At 70.9% G+C, this 21,637-nt stretch carries 20 protein-coding genes; 11 read left to right on the plus strand and 9 right to left on the minus strand.

The annotated features are described in order from the left end of the window. Positions 1–137: 137 nt before the first annotated feature. From AR3_RS25360 to AR3_RS31850, 4 genes are all read left to right on the plus strand, one after another. Positions 138–899: an enoyl-CoA hydratase gene (locus AR3_RS25360; RefSeq protein ID WP_067917599.1), complete on the plus strand. Its 762-nt coding sequence runs from the start codon at positions 138–140 to the stop codon at positions 897–899. 279 nt (positions 900–1,178) lie between these two features. Continuing rightward, positions 1,179–1,433, plus strand: coding sequence for a hypothetical protein (locus AR3_RS31570; RefSeq protein WP_067917572.1), 255 nt, complete (start codon positions 1,179–1,181; stop codon positions 1,431–1,433). 236 nt (positions 1,434–1,669) lie between these two features. Next, positions 1,670–3,001 carry a cellulase family glycosylhydrolase gene (locus AR3_RS25370; protein ID WP_083951971.1) on the plus strand — a complete coding sequence of 444 codons (1,332 nt, stop codon included), beginning with the start codon at positions 1,670–1,672 and terminating at the stop codon, positions 2,999–3,001. An 8-nt stretch (positions 3,002–3,009) separates the two neighbouring features. Next, positions 3,010–3,213 (plus strand): cellulose binding domain-containing protein, encoded by a 204-nt coding sequence (locus tag AR3_RS31850; protein WP_245637928.1) that lies wholly within the window; start codon positions 3,010–3,012, stop codon positions 3,211–3,213. Positions 3,214–3,328: 115 nt separating this feature from the next. On the opposite strand, the gene AR3_RS25375 is transcribed toward AR3_RS31850, so the two are convergent. Then, positions 3,329–3,904: a PadR family transcriptional regulator gene (locus AR3_RS25375; RefSeq protein WP_067917574.1), complete on the minus strand. Its 576-nt coding sequence runs from the start codon at positions 3,902–3,904 to the stop codon at positions 3,329–3,331. Between the two features lie 324 nt (positions 3,905–4,228). Between AR3_RS25375 and AR3_RS25380 the strand changes: the two genes are divergently transcribed. Then, positions 4,229–4,870 carry a GNAT family N-acetyltransferase gene (locus AR3_RS25380; protein WP_067917576.1) on the plus strand — a complete coding sequence of 214 codons (642 nt, stop codon included), beginning with the start codon at positions 4,229–4,231 and terminating at the stop codon, positions 4,868–4,870. 24 nt (positions 4,871–4,894) lie between these two features. Here the strand turns inward: AR3_RS25380 and AR3_RS25385 are convergent, their stop codons facing one another. The 3 genes from AR3_RS25385 to AR3_RS25395 form a co-directional block, all read right to left on the minus strand. Next, positions 4,895–5,368: a GNAT family N-acetyltransferase gene (locus AR3_RS25385; RefSeq protein ID WP_067917601.1), complete on the minus strand. Its 474-nt coding sequence runs from the start codon at positions 5,366–5,368 to the stop codon at positions 4,895–4,897. Between the two features lie 20 nt (positions 5,369–5,388). Then, positions 5,389–6,345, minus strand: coding sequence for a DNA polymerase domain-containing protein (locus AR3_RS25390; RefSeq protein ID WP_067917603.1), 957 nt, complete (start codon positions 6,343–6,345; stop codon positions 5,389–5,391). Positions 6,346–6,800: 455 nt separating this feature from the next. After that, complete coding sequence (locus tag AR3_RS25395) at positions 6,801–7,172, minus strand: hypothetical protein (protein WP_146150404.1); 372 nt, start codon at positions 7,170–7,172, stop codon at positions 6,801–6,803. 276 nt (positions 7,173–7,448) lie between these two features. Between AR3_RS25395 and AR3_RS25400 the strand changes: the two genes are divergently transcribed. Beyond that, complete coding sequence (locus AR3_RS25400; protein ID WP_067917580.1) at positions 7,449–8,420, plus strand: TerC family protein; 972 nt, start codon at positions 7,449–7,451, stop codon at positions 8,418–8,420. Between the two features lie 28 nt (positions 8,421–8,448). Here AR3_RS25400 and AR3_RS25405 read toward each other — a convergent pair whose 3' ends face one another. From AR3_RS25405 to AR3_RS25415, 3 genes are all read right to left on the minus strand, one after another. Continuing rightward, positions 8,449–9,189 (minus strand): class I SAM-dependent DNA methyltransferase, encoded by a 741-nt coding sequence (locus AR3_RS25405; protein WP_067917582.1) that lies wholly within the window; start codon positions 9,187–9,189, stop codon positions 8,449–8,451. Positions 9,190–9,655: 466 nt separating this feature from the next. Beyond that, complete coding sequence (locus AR3_RS31290; protein ID WP_067917585.1) at positions 9,656–9,904, minus strand: hypothetical protein; 249 nt, start codon at positions 9,902–9,904, stop codon at positions 9,656–9,658. A gap of 201 nt (positions 9,905–10,105) precedes the next feature. Next, positions 10,106–10,471 carry a hypothetical protein gene (locus AR3_RS25415; protein ID WP_067917587.1) on the minus strand — a complete coding sequence of 122 codons (366 nt, stop codon included), beginning with the start codon at positions 10,469–10,471 and terminating at the stop codon, positions 10,106–10,108. A gap of 206 nt (positions 10,472–10,677) precedes the next feature. Between AR3_RS25415 and AR3_RS30000 the strand changes: the two genes are divergently transcribed. After that, on the plus strand, positions 10,678–11,667 hold the full coding sequence (locus AR3_RS30000) for a hypothetical protein (RefSeq protein WP_083951973.1): 990 nt from the start codon (positions 10,678–10,680) through the stop codon (positions 11,665–11,667). Here AR3_RS30000 and AR3_RS25425 read toward each other — a convergent pair. Further along, positions 11,595–15,893, minus strand: a complete 4,299-nt coding sequence (locus AR3_RS25425; protein WP_083951975.1) for a ThuA domain-containing protein — start codon at positions 15,891–15,893, stop codon at positions 11,595–11,597. The genes AR3_RS30000 and AR3_RS25425 overlap by 73 nt on opposite strands. A gap of 431 nt (positions 15,894–16,324) precedes the next feature. Here AR3_RS25425 and AR3_RS25430 point away from each other — a divergent pair, with 431 nt between their 5' ends. Continuing rightward, positions 16,325–17,395, plus strand: coding sequence for a 3-keto-disaccharide hydrolase (locus AR3_RS25430; RefSeq protein ID WP_067917593.1), 1,071 nt, complete (start codon positions 16,325–16,327; stop codon positions 17,393–17,395). A 984-nt stretch (positions 17,396–18,379) separates the two neighbouring features. Next, a complete protein-coding gene (locus AR3_RS25435) occupies positions 18,380–18,841 on the plus strand; it encodes a histone-like nucleoid-structuring protein Lsr2 (RefSeq protein WP_083951979.1) in 462 nt (153 codons plus the stop codon). A 548-nt stretch (positions 18,842–19,389) separates the two neighbouring features. Here the strand turns inward: AR3_RS25435 and AR3_RS25440 are convergent. Beyond that, positions 19,390–19,647: a hypothetical protein gene (locus AR3_RS25440; protein WP_217998764.1), complete on the minus strand. Its 258-nt coding sequence runs from the start codon at positions 19,645–19,647 to the stop codon at positions 19,390–19,392. A 510-nt stretch (positions 19,648–20,157) separates the two neighbouring features. On the opposite strand from AR3_RS25440, the gene AR3_RS25445 reads away from it, so the two are divergent. After that, entirely contained in the window at positions 20,158–20,493 is a 336-nt protein-coding gene (locus tag AR3_RS25445) for a hypothetical protein (protein WP_067917597.1), read from the plus strand. Between the two features lie 219 nt (positions 20,494–20,712). After that, on the plus strand, positions 20,713–20,847 hold the full coding sequence (locus AR3_RS32705; protein WP_281179292.1) for a hypothetical protein: 135 nt from the start codon (positions 20,713–20,715) through the stop codon (positions 20,845–20,847). Positions 20,848–21,637 lie beyond the last annotated feature (790 nt).

A 21,637-nucleotide genomic window follows, 5' to 3' on the forward strand; every position in this document is an offset into this window, starting at 1 on the left:
GGACAGAACAACTAGCGCCGTCCCCGCGCGGCGGCCCTCCGCGCGTCCGCCGGCCCTGACCGCCCCCGTCCGAGGCGCACCGTCCGGTGATGAGAAGATCGGCGCATGACCTGTCTCCGGTTGCCCGAGGAGTGCCGGTGAACGCGCCGCTGGACGTGGCCGTGGAGGACGGCGTCGCCGTCCTGACGCTGAACGACCCGGACCGCCGCAACGTCCTGTCCGGCGCCCTGGTCGGCGAGATCGCCGCCGCGTTCGACCGCCTGGAGGCCGACGGGACGACGGCCGCCGTGGTGATCACGGGCGCGGGCCCGGCGTTCTGCGCCGGCGCGGACCTGGCCGACCTGCTGGCCGCCGCCGACGGCGACGCGTCCGGCGTGCACACCGTCTACGAGGGCTTCCTCCGGGTGGCCCGCTCGCCGCTGCCGACGATCGCGGCGGTCAACGGCCCGGCCGTCGGCGCCGGGCTCAACCTGGCGCTCGCCTGCGACGTGCGCCTGGCCGCCGAGTCGGCGTGGTTCGACACCCGCTTCCTGAAGATCGGCCTGCATCCCGGCGGCGGGCACACCTGGATGCTGCACCGGCTGGTCGGCCCGCAGACGGCCGCGGCGATGGTGCTGTTCGGCGAGCGCCTGGACGGGCGGGCCGCCGTCGCCGCCGGGCTGGCGTACCGGTGCGTCCCCGACGCCGAGCTGCTCCCCGCCGCGCGGGCCCTCGCCGCGGGCGCCCGCGACGTCGACCCCGAGCTGCTGCGCCGCACGAAGGCGTCGCTGCGGCGCGCGGGCGACGGACGCGGCCACGAGCAGGTCCTCGAGGACGAGACCCGCGACCAGATGTGGTCCCTCACCCTTCCCTCCACGAGGGACCGCCTCGACGCCCTCCGCCGCAAGATCAGCGGCTGATCGGGGCCGTCGGCGCGCGGCGCGACCCGTGGCCGCGGCCCGGGCTTCTCCGGCCCCGCAACGCGGCCGCCGAGATTAGCGGCTGCGTTGCTCGTCTTTGCGGCAATGTCGTGGGGAATGAGGATTCCGCGCCGGCGGCAACGGCAACAGCCGGGCTTTCCTGCCCGTCAGGCCCGTGTCCGCCGAGGTCGTCGCCACCGACGGGCACGGGCGCCCCGCCGTGCTGCGGCGCCGCTGCGGCGACGGCTGGGTCGTGCTGTGCACGTACCCGCTGGGCACATGGCCGCGGCGACGCCGCTGGTGCACCCCGAACCCACGTACCGGATCTACGACGCGCTGGCCCGGCTCGCCGGGGTGCGCCGCCCCGTCACCGTTCCCGATCCGCGCGTGTCGGCCGACGTGCTCGTGCACGCCGACGGGCGCCGCTTCGCCGTCCTCGTCAGCCAGGCCGACACCGAACTGGCCATCGCACACCCGGACGTCACCCTGCCTCCGTACGGCGCGCGCGTGGTGGAACTTCCCGAAACCGAATGAAAGATTCACCGCACGCCGACATCGCCCGGCCTCGCACCGGCCCGCCGGCGAAGGCGTCCTCCCAGCTCAATCGGTATGTCCCGGACGGGCCGCGCATTCCGTCCCGAGACCGCGCGTCGCCGTCACTGTACGACGCCGCGGCGCATGCCTAGCTTCATGGGTGCTCTGGCCGTCGGCGGGCGGGCCCGGCCCGTGGAGCGTTTCCGGCACCCCGATTCCCGCAAGGAGGACACCGGATGAGATCCAGGTCCCGTTGCGCCGCCGTGACGGCGGCCTTGGCGTCGCTGCTCGCCTCGCTGCTCGCGACCGCCGCCCCCGCCCGCGCGGACGCGGTCGGACTGCGAGTGAGCGGGACGGACATCGTCGAGTCCAACGGCAACCGCTTCGTCATGCGCGGCGTCAGCCACCCGCACGCCTGGTACACGTCGCAGACGAGGGCGTTCGCCGACATCAAGGCGCTCGGCGCGAACACCGTGCGCGTCGTGCTGAGCGGCGGACGCTGGCCCGCCAACGGCCCGTCCGACGTCGCGAACGTCGTCGCGCTGTGCAAGCAGAACCGGCTCATCTGCGTCCTGGAGAACCACGACACCACCGGCTACGGCGAGCAGGACGGCGCCCGCACCCTCGACGACGCCGTCGACTACTGGCTGAGCCTGCGCGACGTGCTCGTCGGCGAGGAGGACTACGTCGTCATCAACATCGGCAACGAGCCGATCGGCAACAACCCCGTGACACCGGACTGGACGACCGCCACGTCCGACGCCATCAAGCGGCTGCGCGCCGCGGGCTTCGACCACCTGCTCATGGTGGACGCCCCCAACTGGGGCCAGGACTGGCGCTTCACCATGCGCGACAACGCGCAGACCGTCTTCGCCGCCGACCCCGACCGCAACACGGTGTTCTCCATCCACATGTACGGGGTGTTCGACACCGCCGCCGAGATCACCGACTACCTCGCCCGGTTCCGCGCGGCCGGGCTGCCGCTGGTGATCGGCGAGTTCGGGTTCGACCACTCCGACGGCGACCCGGACGAGGACACCATCATGGCCGAGGCGCAGGCGCGCGGCGTCGGCTACATCGGATGGTCGTGGAGCGGCAACGGCGGCGGCGTCGAGTACCTCGACATGGTGCGGAACTTCGACCCGACCCAGCTCACCTCCTGGGGCGAGCGGATCTTCAACGGGGCGAACGGCATCCGGCAGACCTCCCGCGAGGCCACGATCTACAGCGGCCAGGCCCCGGACACCGCGCCGCCCACCGCCCCCGGCGCCCCGTCCGTGTCCGATGTCACCGCGACCGGCGCGACGCTGACCTGGGCCGCGTCCACTGACACCGGCGGCTCCGGCCTGGCCGGTTACGACGTCCACCGGTCCGACGGCACGCTGCTCGGCCGGACCACCGCCGCCTCCATCACGCTGACCGGTCTCACCCCCGACACCCGCTACGAGGTGTACGTGCGGGCGCGCGACGGCGCGGGCGACCGGTCCGACCCGTCGCCCGCGGTCGCGTTCACCACGGCGCCGGGATCACGAACACGGGCACCGCGCCGATCGACGGCTGGTCCCTGACGTTCACCCTGCCCGCCGGGCAGACCATCACCTCCGGTTGGGGCGCGACCTACACGCCGACCTCCGGTCGCGTCACGGCCACCGACCTCTCCTACAACGCCGTCATCCCCGCCCAGGGCTCGATCGACATCGGTTTCCAGGCCGCCCACACCGGTGACACGACCCGGCCGGAGACCTTCACTCTCAACGGCTCCACCTGCCAGACGGACTGAGCGCGCCATCCGGGTCCCGCCGCGCACTCGGACGCACGGCGAGACCCGTTCGCATGGGTGCGCGCGCCGCACACGGGGACCGTCGACGCGCAGGGGATGCCCGTCTTCCCCGCGGTCAGGCGTCGTGTTCGAGGGGCGCTCCCTTGGGACGGCGCTGGTGCAGCCGTCCCTGCTCGGTGACGTCCACCGCCCAGCGGGCCCAGTCGGCCAGGGCCTGGTAGAGCCGGACGGCGGCCTCGACGGTCAGGCGCATCGACTGGACGGGAGGCGCCGTGCCGAAGTCGCCCCTGTCCTTGGCCGCCGCCAGGCCGCGGTAGAAGTCGGCCCGCTCGCTGTAATAGGCCGCCTCCCGCCGCAGGTGGCGGGCCGCGTCCTCCGGCTCGATGAGCCAAAGGAAGAACGAGCGCAGCAGCGCCTCCAGGCGCAACGTGTGGTCGACGTCGTCCTCGGCCAGCCACCGCCGCACCTCGGCAAGGCCCTCGTCGGTGATGCGGTACGCCTTGCGGCGCCGCGGCCCGCGGCTGTCGACCTCGATGAGCCCGTCGGCCTCCAGACGTCCCAGCTCGCCGTAGATCTTCGGATGCTGGGCGGGCCAGACCGCCGCGAACACCTCCTGGAAGCGCCGGGTCAGGTCATACCCACTGGCGGGCCCCTCGGCCAGCAGGCCGAGCAGGCCGTGTCGCAGCGACATGAGCTCCTCCCTGGCGCGTCCCCCTTGAGAGAACGTCCCCACCTTGACGGGGCGGTAGACACGTGAAGAGGTCTGTGTCAATGGACTTCCGCCTTGGCGTGGACCCGGCCGTCCGGCCGTGCCGCGCATCGGCCGCACCCTTCGGATGCATTGCGATGACACCGGTGAGCAGCAAAGATCAACTACGTCGGCGGCGCCGGATGGTCGTACCATCCGTGAGACTCGTCGGTGCGCGACCGTGACGTCGGGAACCACTGATCGTTGATCTGGTGAAGGGAGGGGCGCGCCGAGGATGGGCACGGCCCGGGGAAGGCGGAGTCGGGGATGGTGAAGATCCGGACGTTCACCGAGCGGGACAGGCCGGTGCTCCACGCCCTGTTCGCCCGTGCCCGCAAAGGCTCGCCCAGCGATTCGCTGTGGGGCCACGACGAGTCCGAGGCGGCGGTCTACCTCCGCCCGTACATGGACCTGGAGCCCGGCTCGCTGCTCCTGGCGATCGACGGCGGCCGGGTGATCGGCTACCTGGCCGGATGCCTGGACAGCGCGGCCTTCCCCAGCGAGGTCGCGCGCGTCGACCAGGCCATCCGGCGGTACCGGCCGTTCCTGAGGCCGCGGTCGGCGGGGTTCTTCGCCCGCGGTCTCGTCGACGTCGCCTGGGCGGCCCTCCGGCGGGCACCGGTCGCCGGCGACTTCCATGACCCGCGGTGGCCGGCGCACCTGCACATCAACGTCGTCCCCGAGGCCCGCGGCAGCGGCGCCGCCGACCGGCTCATGGACCACTGGCTGGAGCGCGTGACCGACCACGGGGTCGCGGGATGCCACCTTCAGACCGTCGCGGAGAACATGCGAGCCATCCGCTTCTTCAAGCGCAAGGGCTTCGTCGCGCACGGCCCGGCCCGCGTGATCCCAGGCCTGCGCTACAAGGGGCGCCGCGTCCACCAACGCACCATGGTCTGGAACCCCTGACCACCCCTCGCGGCCGCCCCGGCGTCACCGCCCCGACGGCTCGCGGCGCATTCTGATCTTGATGTAGCCGTCGCCGTGCCGTCCCGCCTCGCGGAACCCGAGCCGCTCGTACAGCGCGTACGCGCGGCGGTTGACCACCAGCACGTCCAGGACGACGGGCACGCCGCGCCGCTCGGCCTCGTCCAGCAGATCGCCGATCAGTCTCGTCCCGATGCCGCGCCCCTGGTACTCCGGCAGGATCTCGATGCGCCCCAGGTAGATCTCCTCGGGGCGGCGATCGACGCTGATCATGCCGACGTCGGCCCCGCCCATGGTGATGATCTGCCAGTTCCCCGGGTCGAACAGGCGCTCATGCCAGTCCCGCTGCGCCCGCTCGTCCCACCCCCAGATCGCGGCGACGTAGTCGCCGAGGGCCGCCTTGTGCAGCCGATAGCAGAATTCCTTGTCCGCGTCGTCGGCCTGCCGCAGGCCGACGTTCTCCCCAGCCGCGTCGAGCACCACGCCAGGTTATGCGGCGCTCACTGCTCGGCGCGACGGGCGCGGGCGCGGCGCTTTCCTTCGTGCATGGCCTGCACTCGGGCCACCGGAATGGCCCGGCCCTCCTCGACGAGATCGGCGTCGAGCGGTTGCGGTGCGGGCATGAGGACCGTCCAGGGATCGCGTTCGACGACCGGAGAGGCCGCGGTGCGCAGAGTGAAATCACCGGGGGCGACGTCGTCCAGGTCGTCCCAGGCCACGGGGAACGAGACGGGCACGCCCGGACGCAGACGCGGGCTGTAGGCGGCGATCACCGTCGCGGTCCCGGCTCGTGTGGAGTCGATGAACACCTTCCCCGCCCGGTCCTCGCGGATGAACGCCGTCGTCGCGAGCGCGGGGTCGAGCCGTGCGGCGCGCGCGGCCAGCGCCCGCGTCGCCGCCGCGGCCTCCTCCATCGTCGCCCTCACCGGCACGAACACGTGGACACCCTTGGAGCCGCTCGTCTTCACCGCCCCCGACAGGCCGGACTCGGCCAGCGCCTGCCGGACGAGGCGGGCGGCGCGGACGGCGAGCGCGAAGGACTCCGCGGAGTCCCCGGACGGCGGGTCGATGTCCAGCACCAGATGGGTGGGCTCGTCCCACCGACCGACGCGGATCAGGGGGATGTGGTACTCGACGGCGCGCTGGTTGGCGAACCACAGCAGCGTCCGGCGGTCGTTGCACAGCGCGTACGACACCTCGCGCCGGGACGCCTCCGCCCACAACCGCGCCTTCCGCACCCACGGCGGGGCGTATTTCGGCAGGTTCTTCTGCATGAACGGCTGCTGGCCGCGCAGCGCCCGGATCACCGACAACGGCCGGTCCGCCAGGTGCGGGACGAACCGTTCGCCGATGGCGTCCAGGTAGTCGACCAGGTCCCGCTTGGTGGCGTCCGCGCCGTCGAACAGCGGTTGGTCGAGATTGGTGAGCGCGACGCCGTCGCGGACCTCTCCGCCCATGCCGACCACCTCCCGGGTGGGAGATACCTCCCCGGGCGCGGTTCACTCGCGGGCGAGCGCCGCGCGGCTCCAGCGGCGGTGCGCGCGTGAACGTCCGGCCCGCCGCGGAGCCGCGCGACGCAGCCGCAGGGTTCTCGACCGGCGCGCTGGCCCGAGAGATGCGTCCGATCCGGGAGCAGCGGCCACAGAAAAGCGCCGATTGATGAGCCGATTGATGACATGTCCGCCCCGCGCAGACGCCGTCCCAGCGGCCCGTGCCATCGCCTGGAGTCCGCTTCGGGGCGTCCGGCCATCCGTGTCGCCGCGGTGGCGGCGCGCGCACGGCCGCCTTGAGCAGCCTCTTCCCAGTGAGCAGGGCACGAGAGACGACGCCGGTGCGGCGCTTCCAGCGACTGCGCGCAGGCGCGCCGGGCGCCGGGCGGAGGGCGCCGCCTGAGGGCGTGGGGAGCGCGAGGTCAGCCGGTGGTGCCTCCCGTGCGAGAGACGATCCAGTCGACCGTGCGCCGCGCCCCCGAGATGCGACGCTCCAGCTTGCGCCGGCGGGGCGGCGGAGCGGAGCAGGCGGTGCGGACACGGACCGGTGCCCCCTTGCGGCGTCCGCCGGACTGCGCGCCGCCCCCCGCGACGGCGCCGTCGGTCGCCTTGGGACCGCCCGCGGGCACCCCCGCCGCACCGCGCGCCAGGTCGGCCAGCCGGGCGCCCGCCCCCGCGAGCTCCAGCAGAGCGTCTCGTTCCGTGCGCTGGTCGGGCGCGTCCAGCACGCGGGCGTACAGCGCCTCGACCTCGGCCATCTGAGCGCCCAGCCGCAGCAGCGGCTGATCGCCCATGCTGTGGATCATCCCCGTCACCCTTCCATGGTGAGACATTCGCACGGCTTTGTGCACCTGGCTTTCCCGAGACCGCCCCGGCGTCCGCCGCCCGCCCTCGTCGACGTTCACCTCCTGGAAAGCGGCGGGCCCGTCCGGCCGCTCGCGCCTGGTTCGGCGTCGGCCACGGCGAATGGGATCCCCGCATCGTCGATTTCCGCCCGACCGGTGAGACGCGCGCATTGTCACGGCAGTTCGCGACTGGCAGAGTCGGACGCACCGGCCTCGGGAGGAACGGTGGACGTGACCTTCGGCGTGTGGGCGTCGACCGTCGCCGGCCTGTGCGTGCTGATCGTCGCGGACTTCTTGATCGGACGCAGGCCGCACGAGGTGTCCACCCGGGAGGCCGGGATCTGGTCGGCGGTGTGGGTGGCGCTGGCCGTCGCCTTCGGGCTGGGGCTGCTGGCGTTCGGCGGCGGCACCGCGGCCGGGGAGTTCTTCGCCGGCTACATCACCGAGAAGTCGCTGAGCGTCGACAACCTGTTCGTGTTCGTCCTGATCATGTCGAGGTTCGCGGTGCCCGCCGTCTACCAGCAGCGGGTGCTCATGGTCGGCGTGGTCATGGCGCTGGCGATGCGGGCGGTCCTCATCGCGGCGGGCGCCGCCGCGATCTCCGCCTTCTCCTGGGTGTTCTACCTCTTCGGAGCCTTCCTGATCTGGACGGCGTGGAAGCTGGTCCAGGACGCTCGCTCCGGTGGCCACGACGCGGAGTACGAGGAGAACAGGCTGCTCAAGGCCGTCGAGCGCCGTCTCGGCGTGGCCGACCGCTACCACGGGACGAAGCTGTTCGTGCGGCGGGACGGCAGGCGCGTGATGACGCCGATGATGGTCGTCATGCTGGCGATCGGCTCCACCGACGTGCTGTTCGCCGTCGACTCCATCCCCGCGATCTACGGCCTGACCGAGGACCCGTACATCGTCTTCACCGCCAACGCGTTCGCCCTCATGGGGCTGCGCCAGCTCTACTTCCTCATCGGCGGGCTGCTCCAGCGGCTGGTCCACCTGAGCTACGGGCTGTCGGTCATCCTCGGGTTCATCGGGGTGAAGCTGGTCCTGCACGCGCTGCACGAGTCCGGGGTGCACGTCCCTGAGATCAGCCTCGCGTTCTCGCTCGGCTTCATCGTCGCCGTCCTCGCGGTGACGGCCGTCACCAGCCTCCTCGCCACCAGGCGGCGGACCGCCGTCCGGGAGGAGGAGCCCCGGCGGTGAACCACCGGACAGGACGCCTGGGCGGACGTCAGGTGCGCGGCTTCTCCCAGACCGAGACGTGCTTGGGGCTCTCGTTGGTGAAAGGCGCTCGCGTCCAGTCCTCCCAGCGTTCCCGCAGCCGCAGCCCCGCGAGCTCGGCCATCAGGTCGAGTTCGGCCGGCCACACGTAGCGGAACGGGATGGAGCGGAACTCGCACCGGCCGTCGATGATTTCGACGTAGTTCGAGCTCATCGACTGCGTGGCCACTTCGTAGATGTCGTACGCCCACCCCGTGGGGCCGACCTGGAACGGCACGACCTTCTGCCCTGGCGGAAGCTTCCGCAGCTCGGGGACGCCGACCTCGATGACGAAGCAGCCGCCCGGCTGCAGGTGGGCGGCGGCGTTGCGGAAGCAGGCGACCTGCGCCGCCTGCGTTGTCAGGTTGTTGATCGTGTTGAACACCAGGTAGACGAGCGCGAACTCGCCGTCCACGCGCGTGGTGGCGAAGTCGCCGATGGTCACGCCGATCGCGTCGCCGCCCGGTTTGGCGCGCAGCCGCGCCACCATCGCCCGCGACATGTCGATGCCGTGGACCTGGACGCCCCGGCGCGACAGCGGCAGCGCCACGCGGCCCGTCCCGACGCCCAGCTCCAGGGCGCGGCCGCCGGCGGCCAGTTCGGCGAGGAAGTCGACCGCCGGGTCCAGCACCTCCGGTGCGAACATCGCCGCCGACGTCTCGTCGTACCGGGCCGCGACCTCTTCTCCGAAATATCCGTCTGGATCATGCACGGGGTGGACCGTAGCCCTCGGGGCGCGGCCCACGCCATCGATGTTTCGGGCCGGTCCAGGGCGCGTCCGCGAGGCTCTGCCGGTCTCGGCCGCCGGCCTTGCCATCGCGCCGCGTACCGGTCCGCGCACACGGGCGCCGAGGGGTGAGAGGACGAAATTGCCGGGCGGCGTCGAAAAATCAGATTTTTCTGCCGGCTGATGCGACGGCCTGCCGAGCCGAAAACGCGGTCGGCGCGCCGTAAGGTGTCGTCGCCCGTCGACCGTTGTCATCGATAAGTCTGAGCGTTAGGCGCCATTCACGTAAAAAATGACGTTCGGTGCGGCGCGGGATTTCCATGACTGCGACGGGCAGTGTGCGCTGACACCGACAGCGCCGAGGCCCGACCGGTGCAATACCGTGCCGGGCCTCGGCGTCTGAACTGAGCTGGGTCAGCTATGGGGCTGACTCGCTATGGGACCGGGTGGTTTACCACCAGCCCCACCAGCTGTTGCCCCAGCCCCAGCCGCCCCAGGGGCCGCCCCAGCCCCAGCCCCAGCCCCAGCCATCGGCGGGGCTGGTCACGACGGAGTGCGCGCCGGCGACGGACTGGGTGCTGGCAGGGGCCTTCTGCGGCGCCGCAGTGGCGGTGCTCGCCAGGGCCGCCGTCGGAGCGCCCACCGCCAGGGCGCCGGCCGCGAGGCCGGTGACGGCGAGACGCCGAACCTTCTTCGACATTGTGCTTTCCCCCTGTCTCTGTGCCGTGTGCACAGCTCTCTACTCCATCCCCGACCCTATTAGCCCGATTCGTCCGGTAGGTGGTTGATAGTGCAACTCATCCCCAAAGTTCGCTATGTCATCCGGGGGCGTTGATCGGCATGGTGAGGGCCCGGCCGGTGCCGTGCCGACCGGGCCCGTCGATTTCTTTTGTGGAAAGCGCTACCTCGCCGCGCTGACGACAGTGCTGGAGAACGCGCCGGATGGACCCGCGAACCTGACGCTCTTCTTGTAGAGCGCGCCACCCCATCCGCCGTGCCATCCGTGGTGCCGGTAGTAGGGCCTGAAGTGGTGGCGGTTGTAGGGCCTGAAGTGGTGGCGGTTGTGGAACTTGAAGTTGTGATGGCGGAAGTGCCGGCGGTGCCGCCAGCCGTCGTCGTACGGCCCTGACTTGCTCACACTGGTCGACTGGGTGACGGTGGCGGACTGCGTCGCCGAGGCGGTGCCCGCCAGTGCGATCGCGGGAGCGCCCAAGGCCAGGACGGGCGCCGTGACGCCGACGACGGCCAAGCGCTGGATCTTCTTCATCCGATGTCTCCCCCCGTCCGCTGTGCATGCACAGCAGGTGATGTGTTGACATTTCAACTCTACGCGCCTGATAAGGGTTAAATGTGTAATACGTCGCCAAATATGGTCAAAGTAGAGCGGCGATCCTTTCCTCGTTCTTTGGGGTCGCTTGGTGAAGGGACCGTGTTCTTTCCGCGGTCGGACTTCTGCGATCTCATCCCGCCGGCGTGCGGCAGGTCTGGGATCGCGACACGGCCCGCCGAGGCCCCGCGGCGGCCGGCGCCCTGGACCGGACCGCCTTCGCCGACGTGTGCGGCGACACGGGCGGGCTGACGGTGCCCGAGACGGCCCGGTTGGTGCTGGACCGGCTGGGGGAGTGGCCCGCCGTCCCGTCGGCGGCGCGGGCGCCGTCCCATCCGGAACCGTCCAGGCACGCGTCATTGGCGCCGGGCGGCGGCCCGGGGGCGCGGACGGGCTCTGCGGGCGCCATGCCGGTGCTGTGGTTGTGGGGGCCGGTGAGGGTGGGCAAGTCCACCGTCGGATACGAGAACTTCCGGCAGACCGTCCGCGACGGCGTCACGTCCGCCTGCATCGACGTGCGGCAGATCGGCTTCCTGCGTCCGGCCGCCGACGGCGACCCGGGCGGCCACGCCCTCAAGGCGGCCGACCTCGCCGCCCTGCACGAGGTCTTCCGCGCGGCAGGAGCGCGGTGTCTGATCGTCTCGGGCGAGGCCGGGCACCCCCGCCCGTATGACGGCCTGTTCCCGGCGACGGCGCTGACCTTCTGCCGCCTGAGTGCCGGGCCCGAGCGGCTGACCGAGCGGACCTGCTGCGCGGCCGAGGACGCAACCCGGTCATCCCGGGCGACGACCTGCGGGGGCCGCCCGAGGAGACGCTGCGCCGGATCGCCCTGCGGGCCGCCGAAGGCGTCCGCGCCGTCGGCGAGGACGAGATCCGCGTCGACACCGACGCAGAGTCGGCGGCGGAGGCGGCCCGGGCCGTGCGGGCCGCGGCGGGCGGCCGGCCGGGCCGTGAGGACCGTCCGGGCGGGCCGCGCCGCGGCGGCGAAAGCGCCTGAACGCGCGGCGGCGGGGCCGGGTGCGGGAGGTGGGCACCCGGCCCCGCCGCTTGCGGGGGGCGGTTGCTACTTCGAGAGCGGGGCGATCCTGATGTTCTTGAAGCGGATGCCGCCGCCGTTGTTCTCCAACCCGATGTGACCGGCCAGTTCGCGGTCACCCGTGTAGGTGTTCACCAGCTGGTCGTTCCAGTAGATCTTGTACTCCTGGCCTCGGACCTCGATGCGCACCTTGTTGTAGCCGCCGCCGACCGGCTTGACGTTGAGGAAGTCGGCCGGGTCGATCCCGTCGATCGAGCCGGTGCGGAACCGGGCCTCGTCCACGCGGTCCAGGATCGAGACCTGGTAGCCCTTCGTCTGCGGGTCGGCGACGGCGGCGTCGCCGTCCGGGATCCGCAGGAAGATGCCGGAGTCGGCGCTCACGCTGTCCTGCTCGTACTCCAGTTCCAGCGTGAAGTCGCGGTACCGCTGACGCGAGTACCACAGCGCGCCGCGTCCGCCCTGCGGCGTCAGCACGCCGTTGTTGATCGTGAACGAGCCGGAGCCGGCGTGGTCCCAGCCGCCCAGCGTCTTGCCGTCGAACAGGTCCACGAAGCCGTCGGAGCCGGGGACCGGCTTCCAGGCGACCTTCGCGGTGTCCGAGATGTAGTCGGTGCGCAGGTTGGCCGGGGTCTTGCCGTTCACCACCAGCACCTTGGCGCCGTCCTTGACGCAGGAGTTCTGGTATCCGGCGCAGGCCACGACGATGTCGTCGGCGCCGACGGGGCTGGTGTAGGCCAGCTTGGCGCGTCCCCGGGAATCGGTCTTGGTGATCGCCTCCTCCGCGAGCTGGTACGGGGTGCCGCTGGTGTACCCGTTGGGCAGCGGGGCCGCGGGCGCCTTGCGGAACACCTGGATGGTCATGTCATGGCCCTTCGCAGGTCCGCGCTTGGGCTTCAGCGTGGCGACGGCCGTGTGCTGCTCGCCCGTGCCGCGCTCGACGTGGTCCGGCGTCACCCGGATCGTCCCCTCGACCTTGCGGGCCACCGTCACCTTGGCCGCCGTGCCCGTGCCGAGCGCGCCGCCGCCGGAGTCGGTCACCGTCACCTTGGCGGTGTACTCGCCGGGCTTGGTGTAAGAGTGCGTCACGGACGCGCCCTGGCCGGTGCCGCCGTCGCCGAAGTCCCACGTGTACACGGCGTTCGCCGGGGCGTCCGGCGCGGTGGCGGTGAACGTGACCGTCAGCGGCGCGGGACCGCTCTTCTCGTTCGCCGTGACCTGGACGCCGATCGCCTCGGCCATCCCCTTGCCGTTGAACCGGACCGAGTCGACGTCGAACAGGGCGTCCGACGAGTCCGGGTTCGTGAACACGAGGAACAGCTTGTCGGCGCCGCCGCCCGGGTCGGTGAGCGGAACCGGGTCGAGCGTGACGTACCGGTCGTAGCTGCCGGTGTTGTCGACCTTCGCGGTGCCCGCCAGCGGACCGTCCGGCGAGCCCTTGCGGATCTCGATCGTGCCGCCGGCGCCGCCCGAGGACACCCGGAACGTGGCCGACGTCATGTTCGTCAGGTCGACGGGGTTGAACGCCAGCCAGTCGCCGTTGTGGATGGCGCCGATGCGCCGTCCGCCCTGGGCGCCGCCGTGGTTGATGACGGCCGTGCCGTTGTTCTCGGTGAAGTGCTCGGCCTGCTTGCGCTTGGGCTGCAGCAGGATCTGGTGGCTGCCCTCCAGACCCGGCACGCCGTCAGCGCCCTTGTCGGTGTAGATGGCGCGCAGCACGGTGAAGACGTTGGCGTCGTCGCCGTGGCCTTCGACGTTCTCCAGCGCGAACGTGCCCTCGCAGCCGTTCTTCTCCAGGATCGGATGCGCGTGCTGGTCGTGGCCGAGGGCGACCTGCAGCTCGACCGCGTCGCAGTCGATCTCGCCGTCCTCGGCGTCGGTCACGTTGATCTTGTAGGGGACCGTTTCGCCGAAGGCGGCGAAACCGCCGTTGCCCGGGAACGAGATCGTCACCTTCGGCGCGTTGTTGCCCGCTGTGATCGGGAACGTCTGCACCGACGACTTGCCCGTCACGTCGCTGACGAGCAGCCGTGCCTGGTAGGCGCCCTTGGCGGTGTAGGTGTGCTCGACGACCGGCTCGGAGGAGTCGGTCGTGCCGTCGCCGTCGAAGTCCCAGGCGAAGGAGATCTGGTCGCCGTCGGGGTCGTGGGTGCCGGACGCGTCGAACTTCACCGTCAGCGGGACGCTGCCGGACGTTGGCGTCGCCGTCGCCTGGATGACCGGCGACCGCTTGCCCTTGACGTAGTCGACCCGGTAGAGCCCGACGCGCGGGCCCACGGTGAAGAAGCCGCCGCCGTAGTCCAGGAAGTACAGCGACCCGTCGGGGCCGAACTCCATGTCCATCGGCTGCCCGTTCACCGAGCCGTCCGTGCTGGTGAACATGTTCGGCAGGAACGTGTTGATGTTGAGCAGGTCGCCCTCGTCGTCGAGCTTGATGTCCCAGGCGCGGTGCCGGGAGTAGTCGTAGAAGAAGGGCGTGCCGTCGTAGTAGGCGGGGAACTTGGTGTCGGACTGCAGGTTCTCGTCGTAGTGGTAGACCGGCGCCCCCATCGCCGTGCGGCCGCCCGGCGTCGGCGGGCAGAACTGCGGGAACTCGTTCCAGGTCGCGCAGTCATTGGGGTACCACAGCAGCGGCGAGGTCATCGGGGGCAGGTTCCGCAGCCCCGTGTTGTTGGGGGAGTCGTTGACGAGGTTGTCGCAGTCGAACGGCGGGCCGGTGGTGCCGGTCGCGAAGTCGTAGTCGAAGTACGGCTTCTTGTTGGCCTGGCAGTACGGCCAGCCGTGGTTCTCCGGGCCGCGGATCTGGTTGAGCCGCTCGAACGCCTCGGGGCCCTGCGTCGGGCTGTCCTCGTTGGCGTCCGGGCCGACGACGCCCATGTAGACCCAGCCGGTCTTCTTGTCGACGTCGAACCGGAACGGGTTGCGCTCGCCCATCGTGTAGATCTCGGGCTTGGTCTTCTCGGTGCCCGGCGGGAACAGGTTGCCCTCGGGGATCGAGTACGACCCGTCCTCGTTGACCTTGATCCGCAGGATCTTGCCGCGCAGGTCGTTGGTGTTGGCGGCGTGGCCCTGGTCGTCGTAGTCGCCGCGCCCGGGCCGCTCGTCGATCGGCGCGTACCCGTTGGACTGCCACGGGTTGATGTTGTCGCCGGTGGACAGGTACAGGTTGCCCTCGGCGTCGAAGCCGATGTCGCCGCCGACGTGGCAGCACAGGCGCCGCTGCGTCGGAACGTGCAGGATCTTCTGCTCGGTGCTCAGGTCGAGCTTGTCGCCCACCAGCTTGGCCCGGGACAGGACGTTCTCGGGCGTGGTCCCGGCGGGGGAGTAGTAGAAGTAGACCCAGCCGTTCTCCTTGAAGTTCGGGTCGAGCTCGACGCCCTGGAGGCCGTCCTCCTCGCCGGTGTAGACGTCGATGGTGGCGGCCATCGTGACCTCGCCGGTCCGCTGGTCGAACAGGCGGAACTCGCCGCGCCGGCTCGTCATCAGGACGCGCCCGTCCGGCAGCACCGCCAGGTCCATCGGCTCGCCGACGTCCTTGGTGAGCAGCGTGGTCTGGAAGTTCTTCCACACGGTCGCGCCGCAGTCGGACTCGATCACGCCCGCCGCGGTCTGGATGCCGCCCAGCAGGTGCTTGCGGAACTCGGCGTCCTCGTAGGCGGAGGCCACGGTGCCCAGGCCGGAGTACCACGACCGTCCCTGGCGCACCTCGCCGCACCAGCTGATCGGGTGGTCGTAGCCCATCGCGCCGTCGCCCGGGCTGTAGGACTTCTCGTCCACCCCGGCCAGGACGTGGAGGCTGCCGCGCACGTTGGCGGTGTAGTTGTAGAACACGTCGTTGTGCTTGACGCGGCGCGGCAGGTCCTTGGTGGACGGGTGCGCCGGGTCGTACACGAGCAGCTCGCCCTCCTGCGCGGCGGGCCTGGACGACTTGGTGCGCGCGCCGATCGTGGCGCCGTACCACTCCCAGTCGGGCTCGGCGTCGGCCGCGGTGTTGAGCGCCACCAGGCCGCCGCCGCGTTCGACGAAGCCCTGCAGCGCCTGCTGCTGGTCGTCGTTCAGCACGTCGCCGGTCACCGACAGGAACACCACCGCCTTGTACTGGGCGAGGTTCTCCTCGGTGAACAGGCCGGAGTCCTCGGTGGTGTCGACGGCGAAGTCGTTCTGTTCGCCGAGCTCCCGGATGGCGGCGATGCCGGCGGGGATGGAGTCCACGCGTTCCCCGGCCGTCTTGGAGAACACCAGCACCCGGTAGGAGGCGGCGGCCTTCGAGCGGACGGTCTCAGCCCTCGCCGCCCTCGGCGCCGCGACCAGCATGGACAGTAGGAGCATCAAGGAGGTGGACAGGAGCAATAGTCGGCTTTGTCTCCAAGGCACGACGTCCCTCCCCTGGACGTGTGAGCCCCGCGCCCTCCCCCGTCCCGGTCGGGGCAGCGTTGATCAGTGGCCTCCTGGATGCTAGATGACTTTGCCCTGGTCGCCTAGATCTTTCGTCTGTACGATCAATGACTTTTTCCTGAAAGAGGCAAAAGATCTGAGTGGCGATCGAGCGAGTGGTATGCCCATCTAGCTGGCCTGGTGTCCGAATTTGACGGCGGGAGCGCCGGTTGTGGCCACATCCGGTCGCGGCCCGTCGCTCTGACGCGGCACGCCGCTCGCGGTGTCGATCAGAGGAGTGTTGACCGACTTTCGCCATTGACGGGACAAACAAGCGCTGTAACAGTGCAAAGCAGGTCTCCATCCCACCAGACCGAGGAGGATCCGTGGCTCCCGATCGCCGCCGAGCTGTCCGCCGGTTCATCGGCCTCACCTTCACCGCCGCGCTGGTGTCGTCCGGGGTGGTCGCGCCCTCCGCCGCGGCGGCCGCCGCCCCCGCCGGTGCCGCCTCCGCGGAGGGGGGCGGCGGGTTCCATGCCTCCTGTCCCGCCCCCGACGCCCGTCCCACGGTCTGGATCCTCGACGAGCGCACCACCGTGCCCAGCCGCCAGGTCGCGGGCGGCTGCACCATCAACGACCTGATCGACGACGAGCGCACGTGGGCGAGCAAGGGCGCGTTCCTGCGTCACCTGTCCGCCGTGACCGCTCGCCTGCGCAGGGCGGGCCTGCTCAGCGGCAAGGAGCAGGGCCGGCTGTTCGCCGCCGCGGGCCGCTCCGGCATCGGCAGGGGCAGCGGCTACACGACCATCTTCGACGGCACCGCCGAGTCGCTGTCGCGGTGGATCCAGGCGCCCAGCGGCTCGTTCACCCTCCAGCCCGACGGGACGATCCGCAGCGTCGACGGTCTCGGCATGCTGTGGTACGCGGGCAAGGAGTACGCCGACTTCTCGTTGCGGCTGCAGTTCCGCGATGCCCGCACCGACGGCGGCTCCTCCAACAGCGGCGTGTTGGTCCGCTTCCCCGACCCGCGCACCCCGCTGGAGCAGCGTCCGCCGGACAGCTGCGGCACGATCGGCGCGGCCCGCACCTCCCCGGCCTGGGTGGCGATCTACTGCGGCCACGAGATCCAGATCTACGACGGCGCGACCGGCGAGCCGCAGAAGACCGGCTCGATCTACAACTTCGCCGCGCTCGGCCTGGACCAGGCCCGTCCCACGCCCGCCGGAACCTGGAACGACCTCGAGATCCGCGTCCGGGGGCAGCACTACACGGTCATCCGCAACGGCGAAGTGATCAACGAGTTCGACAACACGCCCGGCAAGCAGTCCTCGCGCGAGGGCGACCCGCCCACCGACCTGCGCCAGTTCGCGAAGGGCTTCATCGGCGTGCAGAACCACGGCTCCCAGGACCAGATCGAGTTCCGCAACATCCGCGTCCGCGAGCTCCGCAAATGCTGAGCCGCTGATCCGGCGCCCGCACCGGCCGACGGCGGAGGCGATGCGTCCGCCGCCGGCCGGTGCCGTCAGAACGGGCGCGTTGGGCGGCATCGGCCCGTTCGCCCGCCGCGGGCCCGCCGGTCTGGAAACGCGGTTCATGGTCGAAAATGGAGACATCAGAACCGGCAGGCATTGCGCTTTCGTCCCGCACGCTCACTTGGTTTTCGTGACCAAGTTCCGGCATCCGGTGTTCAAGGGGGCACACCTGGAACGCATGGAGAAATCGTGTGGGACGTGTGCGCGGAATTCGAGTGCGAATTGGCCGAGTTCAACGGTTAGGCCGACCACGTGCACCTGCTGGTGGACTTCCCGTCAATGGTTGCACTGTCTCGGCTCGTCAACTCGCCGAAGGGGTGTCCTCCCGGCGGCTGCGACGGGAGTTCTCCGAGCCGGCCCGTCACTGCTAGCGGGCGAACAAGCTTGGTCGGCTCCTCTTTCGCCGGGGAGCGTGGGCCGAGCGCCGATCAGGCGTCCTGCGCCAGTGCATCGAACAGCAGGATCGCCTTGCCCCGCTACGCGGGAGGGGCCGCTTCACCCCCTCGGCCTGAAGGTCGGAGCACTGTGGACGAAGCCGGCGGCGCCGCACGGCGTCCGCACCGTCGGGGCTCGAGTTCTGGAGCGACCGCCGCGTCGCCGCCCGATCGCACGGCGACGCGGCGGTTCCCTGTGATGGGACTCGGCACGGAGTCATGACCGGCGGGACGAGTGGTCTTGGACACGTCCGCGCCGCGTCCGGACCGTGTCGCGGCGGCGGCCGACAGGGACTGACGTGCAGAAACACTGCCACGACACGCGGTCGGGGATGCCCAATCCCCGGCGGGCGGCCCCGCCGCGCGGGCGGACCGGCGCGCCGAGCGGAACGCGGATCGCGTTTGGACCGGAACGGCGGTCGCGGCGCTCTATGATGCTTGATCGCTGAGGAGATCAGGAGGGGGAGCCTTCACAATGGCCACCAAGGTCGTCATGGTGGACGACATCGACGGCTACGACGGTGAGGACGTCGCCAAGCGGGACTTCGAGGTCGCGGGCGCGAAGTTCACCATCGATCTGGGCGACGCGAACTACAAGCGTCTGCAGGAGGCGCTGGACATGCTCGCGCCCTTCCTGGAGAAGGCCACCGTCGTGAAGGCTGCCGGGCGCTCCCGCAAGAGCGCCGCCGACACCTCGCCCAAGCTGCGCGGCTACACCAACACCGACGTCCGCGAGTGGGCCAAGGAGAACGGCATCGAGGTCAGCGTCCGCGGCAAGATCTCGGACGAGGTGTACGAGCAGTTCATCGCGGCCCACCCCGACGCCAGGCCGGACGACGGCAAGGCCGCGGACGGCGCGTCCGGCGACGCCAAGGCCGACGGGCAGGCGGACGAGGCCAAGACCGACGCCGAGCAGGTCGCCCAGCCGGTGGGCTGAGCGGCGGCGCCCCCCGGATCCAGGCGGGCGCCATCTCGAACGGGTATCCCTGACGGTCGCGCGGGCGCGCCAAGGCAAGGGCACACCGAGAATGCCCGCCTCGGCGCGCCTGTGCGGTTGACGTTCACAGCTCGGCGCGGCGGCGGACCGACGCGCCGAGCACGGATCAAGCCATAAGCAGACGGCGCACGCAGGCCCGAACGCGTACAAGCGTCGGAACGGCAGCGCTGCCAGGACGGGTCGTATCGCGCATCTCAGACCCCGGCGGCCGGACGCGGCGCCCTAGGTCAGGCGGCCGCGGCCCGGGGTGTGCGCATCATCGCGATCACGAGCCGCGCGATGGCGGCCTCGACGAGCGCGGCCAGCGCCTTCGCGAGGATGGTGGCCAGAAGATCGGTCACGGGAGAACACCTCGGTCATCGACATACGGCATGACCGTTTTATCCCATTTGGAGCGTCCCGGTGCCGAATCGTGGGTGACCAGCAGGTGAACAGTCGGTAATACGCCTCGCGTCCGCCTGAGGCGGTGCCGTCAGTCGCCCCGCGTCCTAGCTCTGCCCGGTGCGCGCCGGTCCGGTCCGCTGCCGGCCGCGGGTCGCCCGCCGCGCGACGGCGACGCCGACCCCGATCGCCGCGGCGACGGGCCAGTCGACGAGGCCGAACACCGCCAGGGCGCCCAGCCCCGTGTAGTAGGCCAGCCGTCCGGGCGGCGGGAGCGACGAGGCCACGGCCTTCCCGGCGTCGACCACCTGATGCCCGCTCAGCCCCAGATGAGGCGTCGGCACCCGGACCCTGTGCACCGTCACGTGCGGCGTGACGACCGGGACCGGAACGGTGGTCTCCTTCTGCTCGTGCGTCCTTGCCGCACCCGTCCTCGTCGTTCTCGTCGTCGCCGGGGAGCGCCTCCGCGTGGCGGTGGCCGCCCGGGTCGGGCTCTGCGTCCCCTTCCGCTGCGTGGTGCGTCTGCGCGTTGTTCTGGTTTCGGCGACTGTCGCCATATCGGCCCCCGCACTGTCTCAACGTGATCCACGCGTCTGGAGGACGGGGCACGTGCCGCCCCGTCCTCGCGGTCGCATGTGGGTGTGCTGCTGTGGCTACCCCCCGGTCGCCGCCCAAACATCAGGGAATCGGCGATTCGTCCCGACCGTCCCTTGCCTCGACGTTCAGCCATTGCTTACGGCCTTTTGCCTGGTCAGCGGCTTGCCACCGGCGCGCCTCGGGTACGGCACGGCACGGTCGGGCGGCCCGCCGCCGGGCGCACGGCGAGATCTGTGCGGAGCGCGCGCCGTCGTGCCGGGAAAGGGAGGAGGAAGGCAGTGCTGATGCAGGTGTTCCAGGTGGTCAGTCTGGCCATGGGCGACTGGCAGCCCCGGCCCGCCATGCCGCCGCTGACGCGCCGGCAACACCGGGAACTGGCTCAGACGTTGCGGCGCCTGCCCTCCTGCTACCGCGACCGGCTGCCCCAGCCGACACTGCGCCGCGTCACCGACGCCGCGGCCGCCGGACGGTGGGAGAAGGCCGTCGAACTCCTGGTCTCGGCTCTGCACAGCCGCGCCGCGCGCGTGACCGCGGCCGAGCGCAACGAGCTGCGCGCCATCGTCACGGCCCTCGCCTTGCCGGCCGAACGCGTCGACGCCCTCCCCCTGCGCTGACCCCGCCGCTCAGGCAATACGAAGGCCACCGCCGAGCCAGGCGCAGTCCCTGTGCGAGGGGCTCGGCTCGGTTGTCGCCGAATATTCAGGGGCGCGGTCGCGGCGTCCGTCCAGCAACTTGACGTGAAGTGGCGAGGTCTGCGGGCCTTTGCTCGCCGTCCACATGACCAAAAGAGAAGCCGGTGTGCGGAGCTGGCCGACGAGCTGGCGTCGCGCGGCATGAGCGACGCGGTGCTGGCGCTGGCGTTGCGCGAGGCGGTGGCGGCGGGCCGCCTCCGGCTGTACGTGCGGATCGGCGAGCGGTCGGCGCCGTTCGAGGCGTCCGATGCATCGTCGATCATGTTGCGAAGCTGAGAAAGGCGGCTCCGCCCGGCGGGTGAGCCACGGGGCTCCTTGGGGCCTGCTGATCGGCGCGTTCGGGAATGGTTGCGGCGTCCGTCAGGGACTCGCCCATGCGGCGAGCCGTCCCGCAGGCCTCTTGTTCGCCGTCCATGTGACCAAGAGATGGAGCGGTGTACGGCGCGCGAGTGGGGCGGTCGGTGGCGTCGCGGCAAGTCCTCTGACCATCCCGCGATGGTGCCGCTTGGCGTGGTCAGCGGCGGGCGCAAGCGTGCGACGGGCGCGCACGTTTGGCCGATCACTCACCCCCCACGGGCTGCGCCTGCCCCGCAGAGTGTTCGCCAGGTGCCCGGCCGTCAGCTCTCTGAGAAGGTCGGGAAGCCTGCGGAGTGGTGCCGACCAGACTCCGATGCGCGCATTTTCCCGATCAGGTGCGGATGTGAGTCATGCGGCTCGACCTGGACGGCGCTGACGACCACTGGCCAACGCCCGCAGCCGTTCCAGGTGGGGCCTGGTCGAGCAGCTCTATGCCCGGAGGTGCACTGCTCGCCGGCCGAACCTGACTGGCGGCGATGAGAACGGCGTGTGTGCGCACGATCATGCCGTACCTCTATCGATCGTGCTCAGAGAAGTTGAGTCGATCAGACTCAACTCGCTTGACTGAGCGATGTCGGTCGGGCAGGCTGATCTTGCGGGGACGCAAAGTTATGTCTGTACGACTCAACTTGTCTGCGTCCGTTCCAGAGACAACGACGTGGCGACGCCGGAGGAAGTGCAGATGGGACGTGCGGTCGGTATCGACCTA

Source organism: Actinomadura rubrobrunea NBRC 15275 (assembly GCF_001552235.1).
GTDB classification, from domain to species: Bacteria; Actinomycetota; Actinomycetes; order Streptosporangiales; family Streptosporangiaceae; genus Spirillospora; species Spirillospora viridilutea.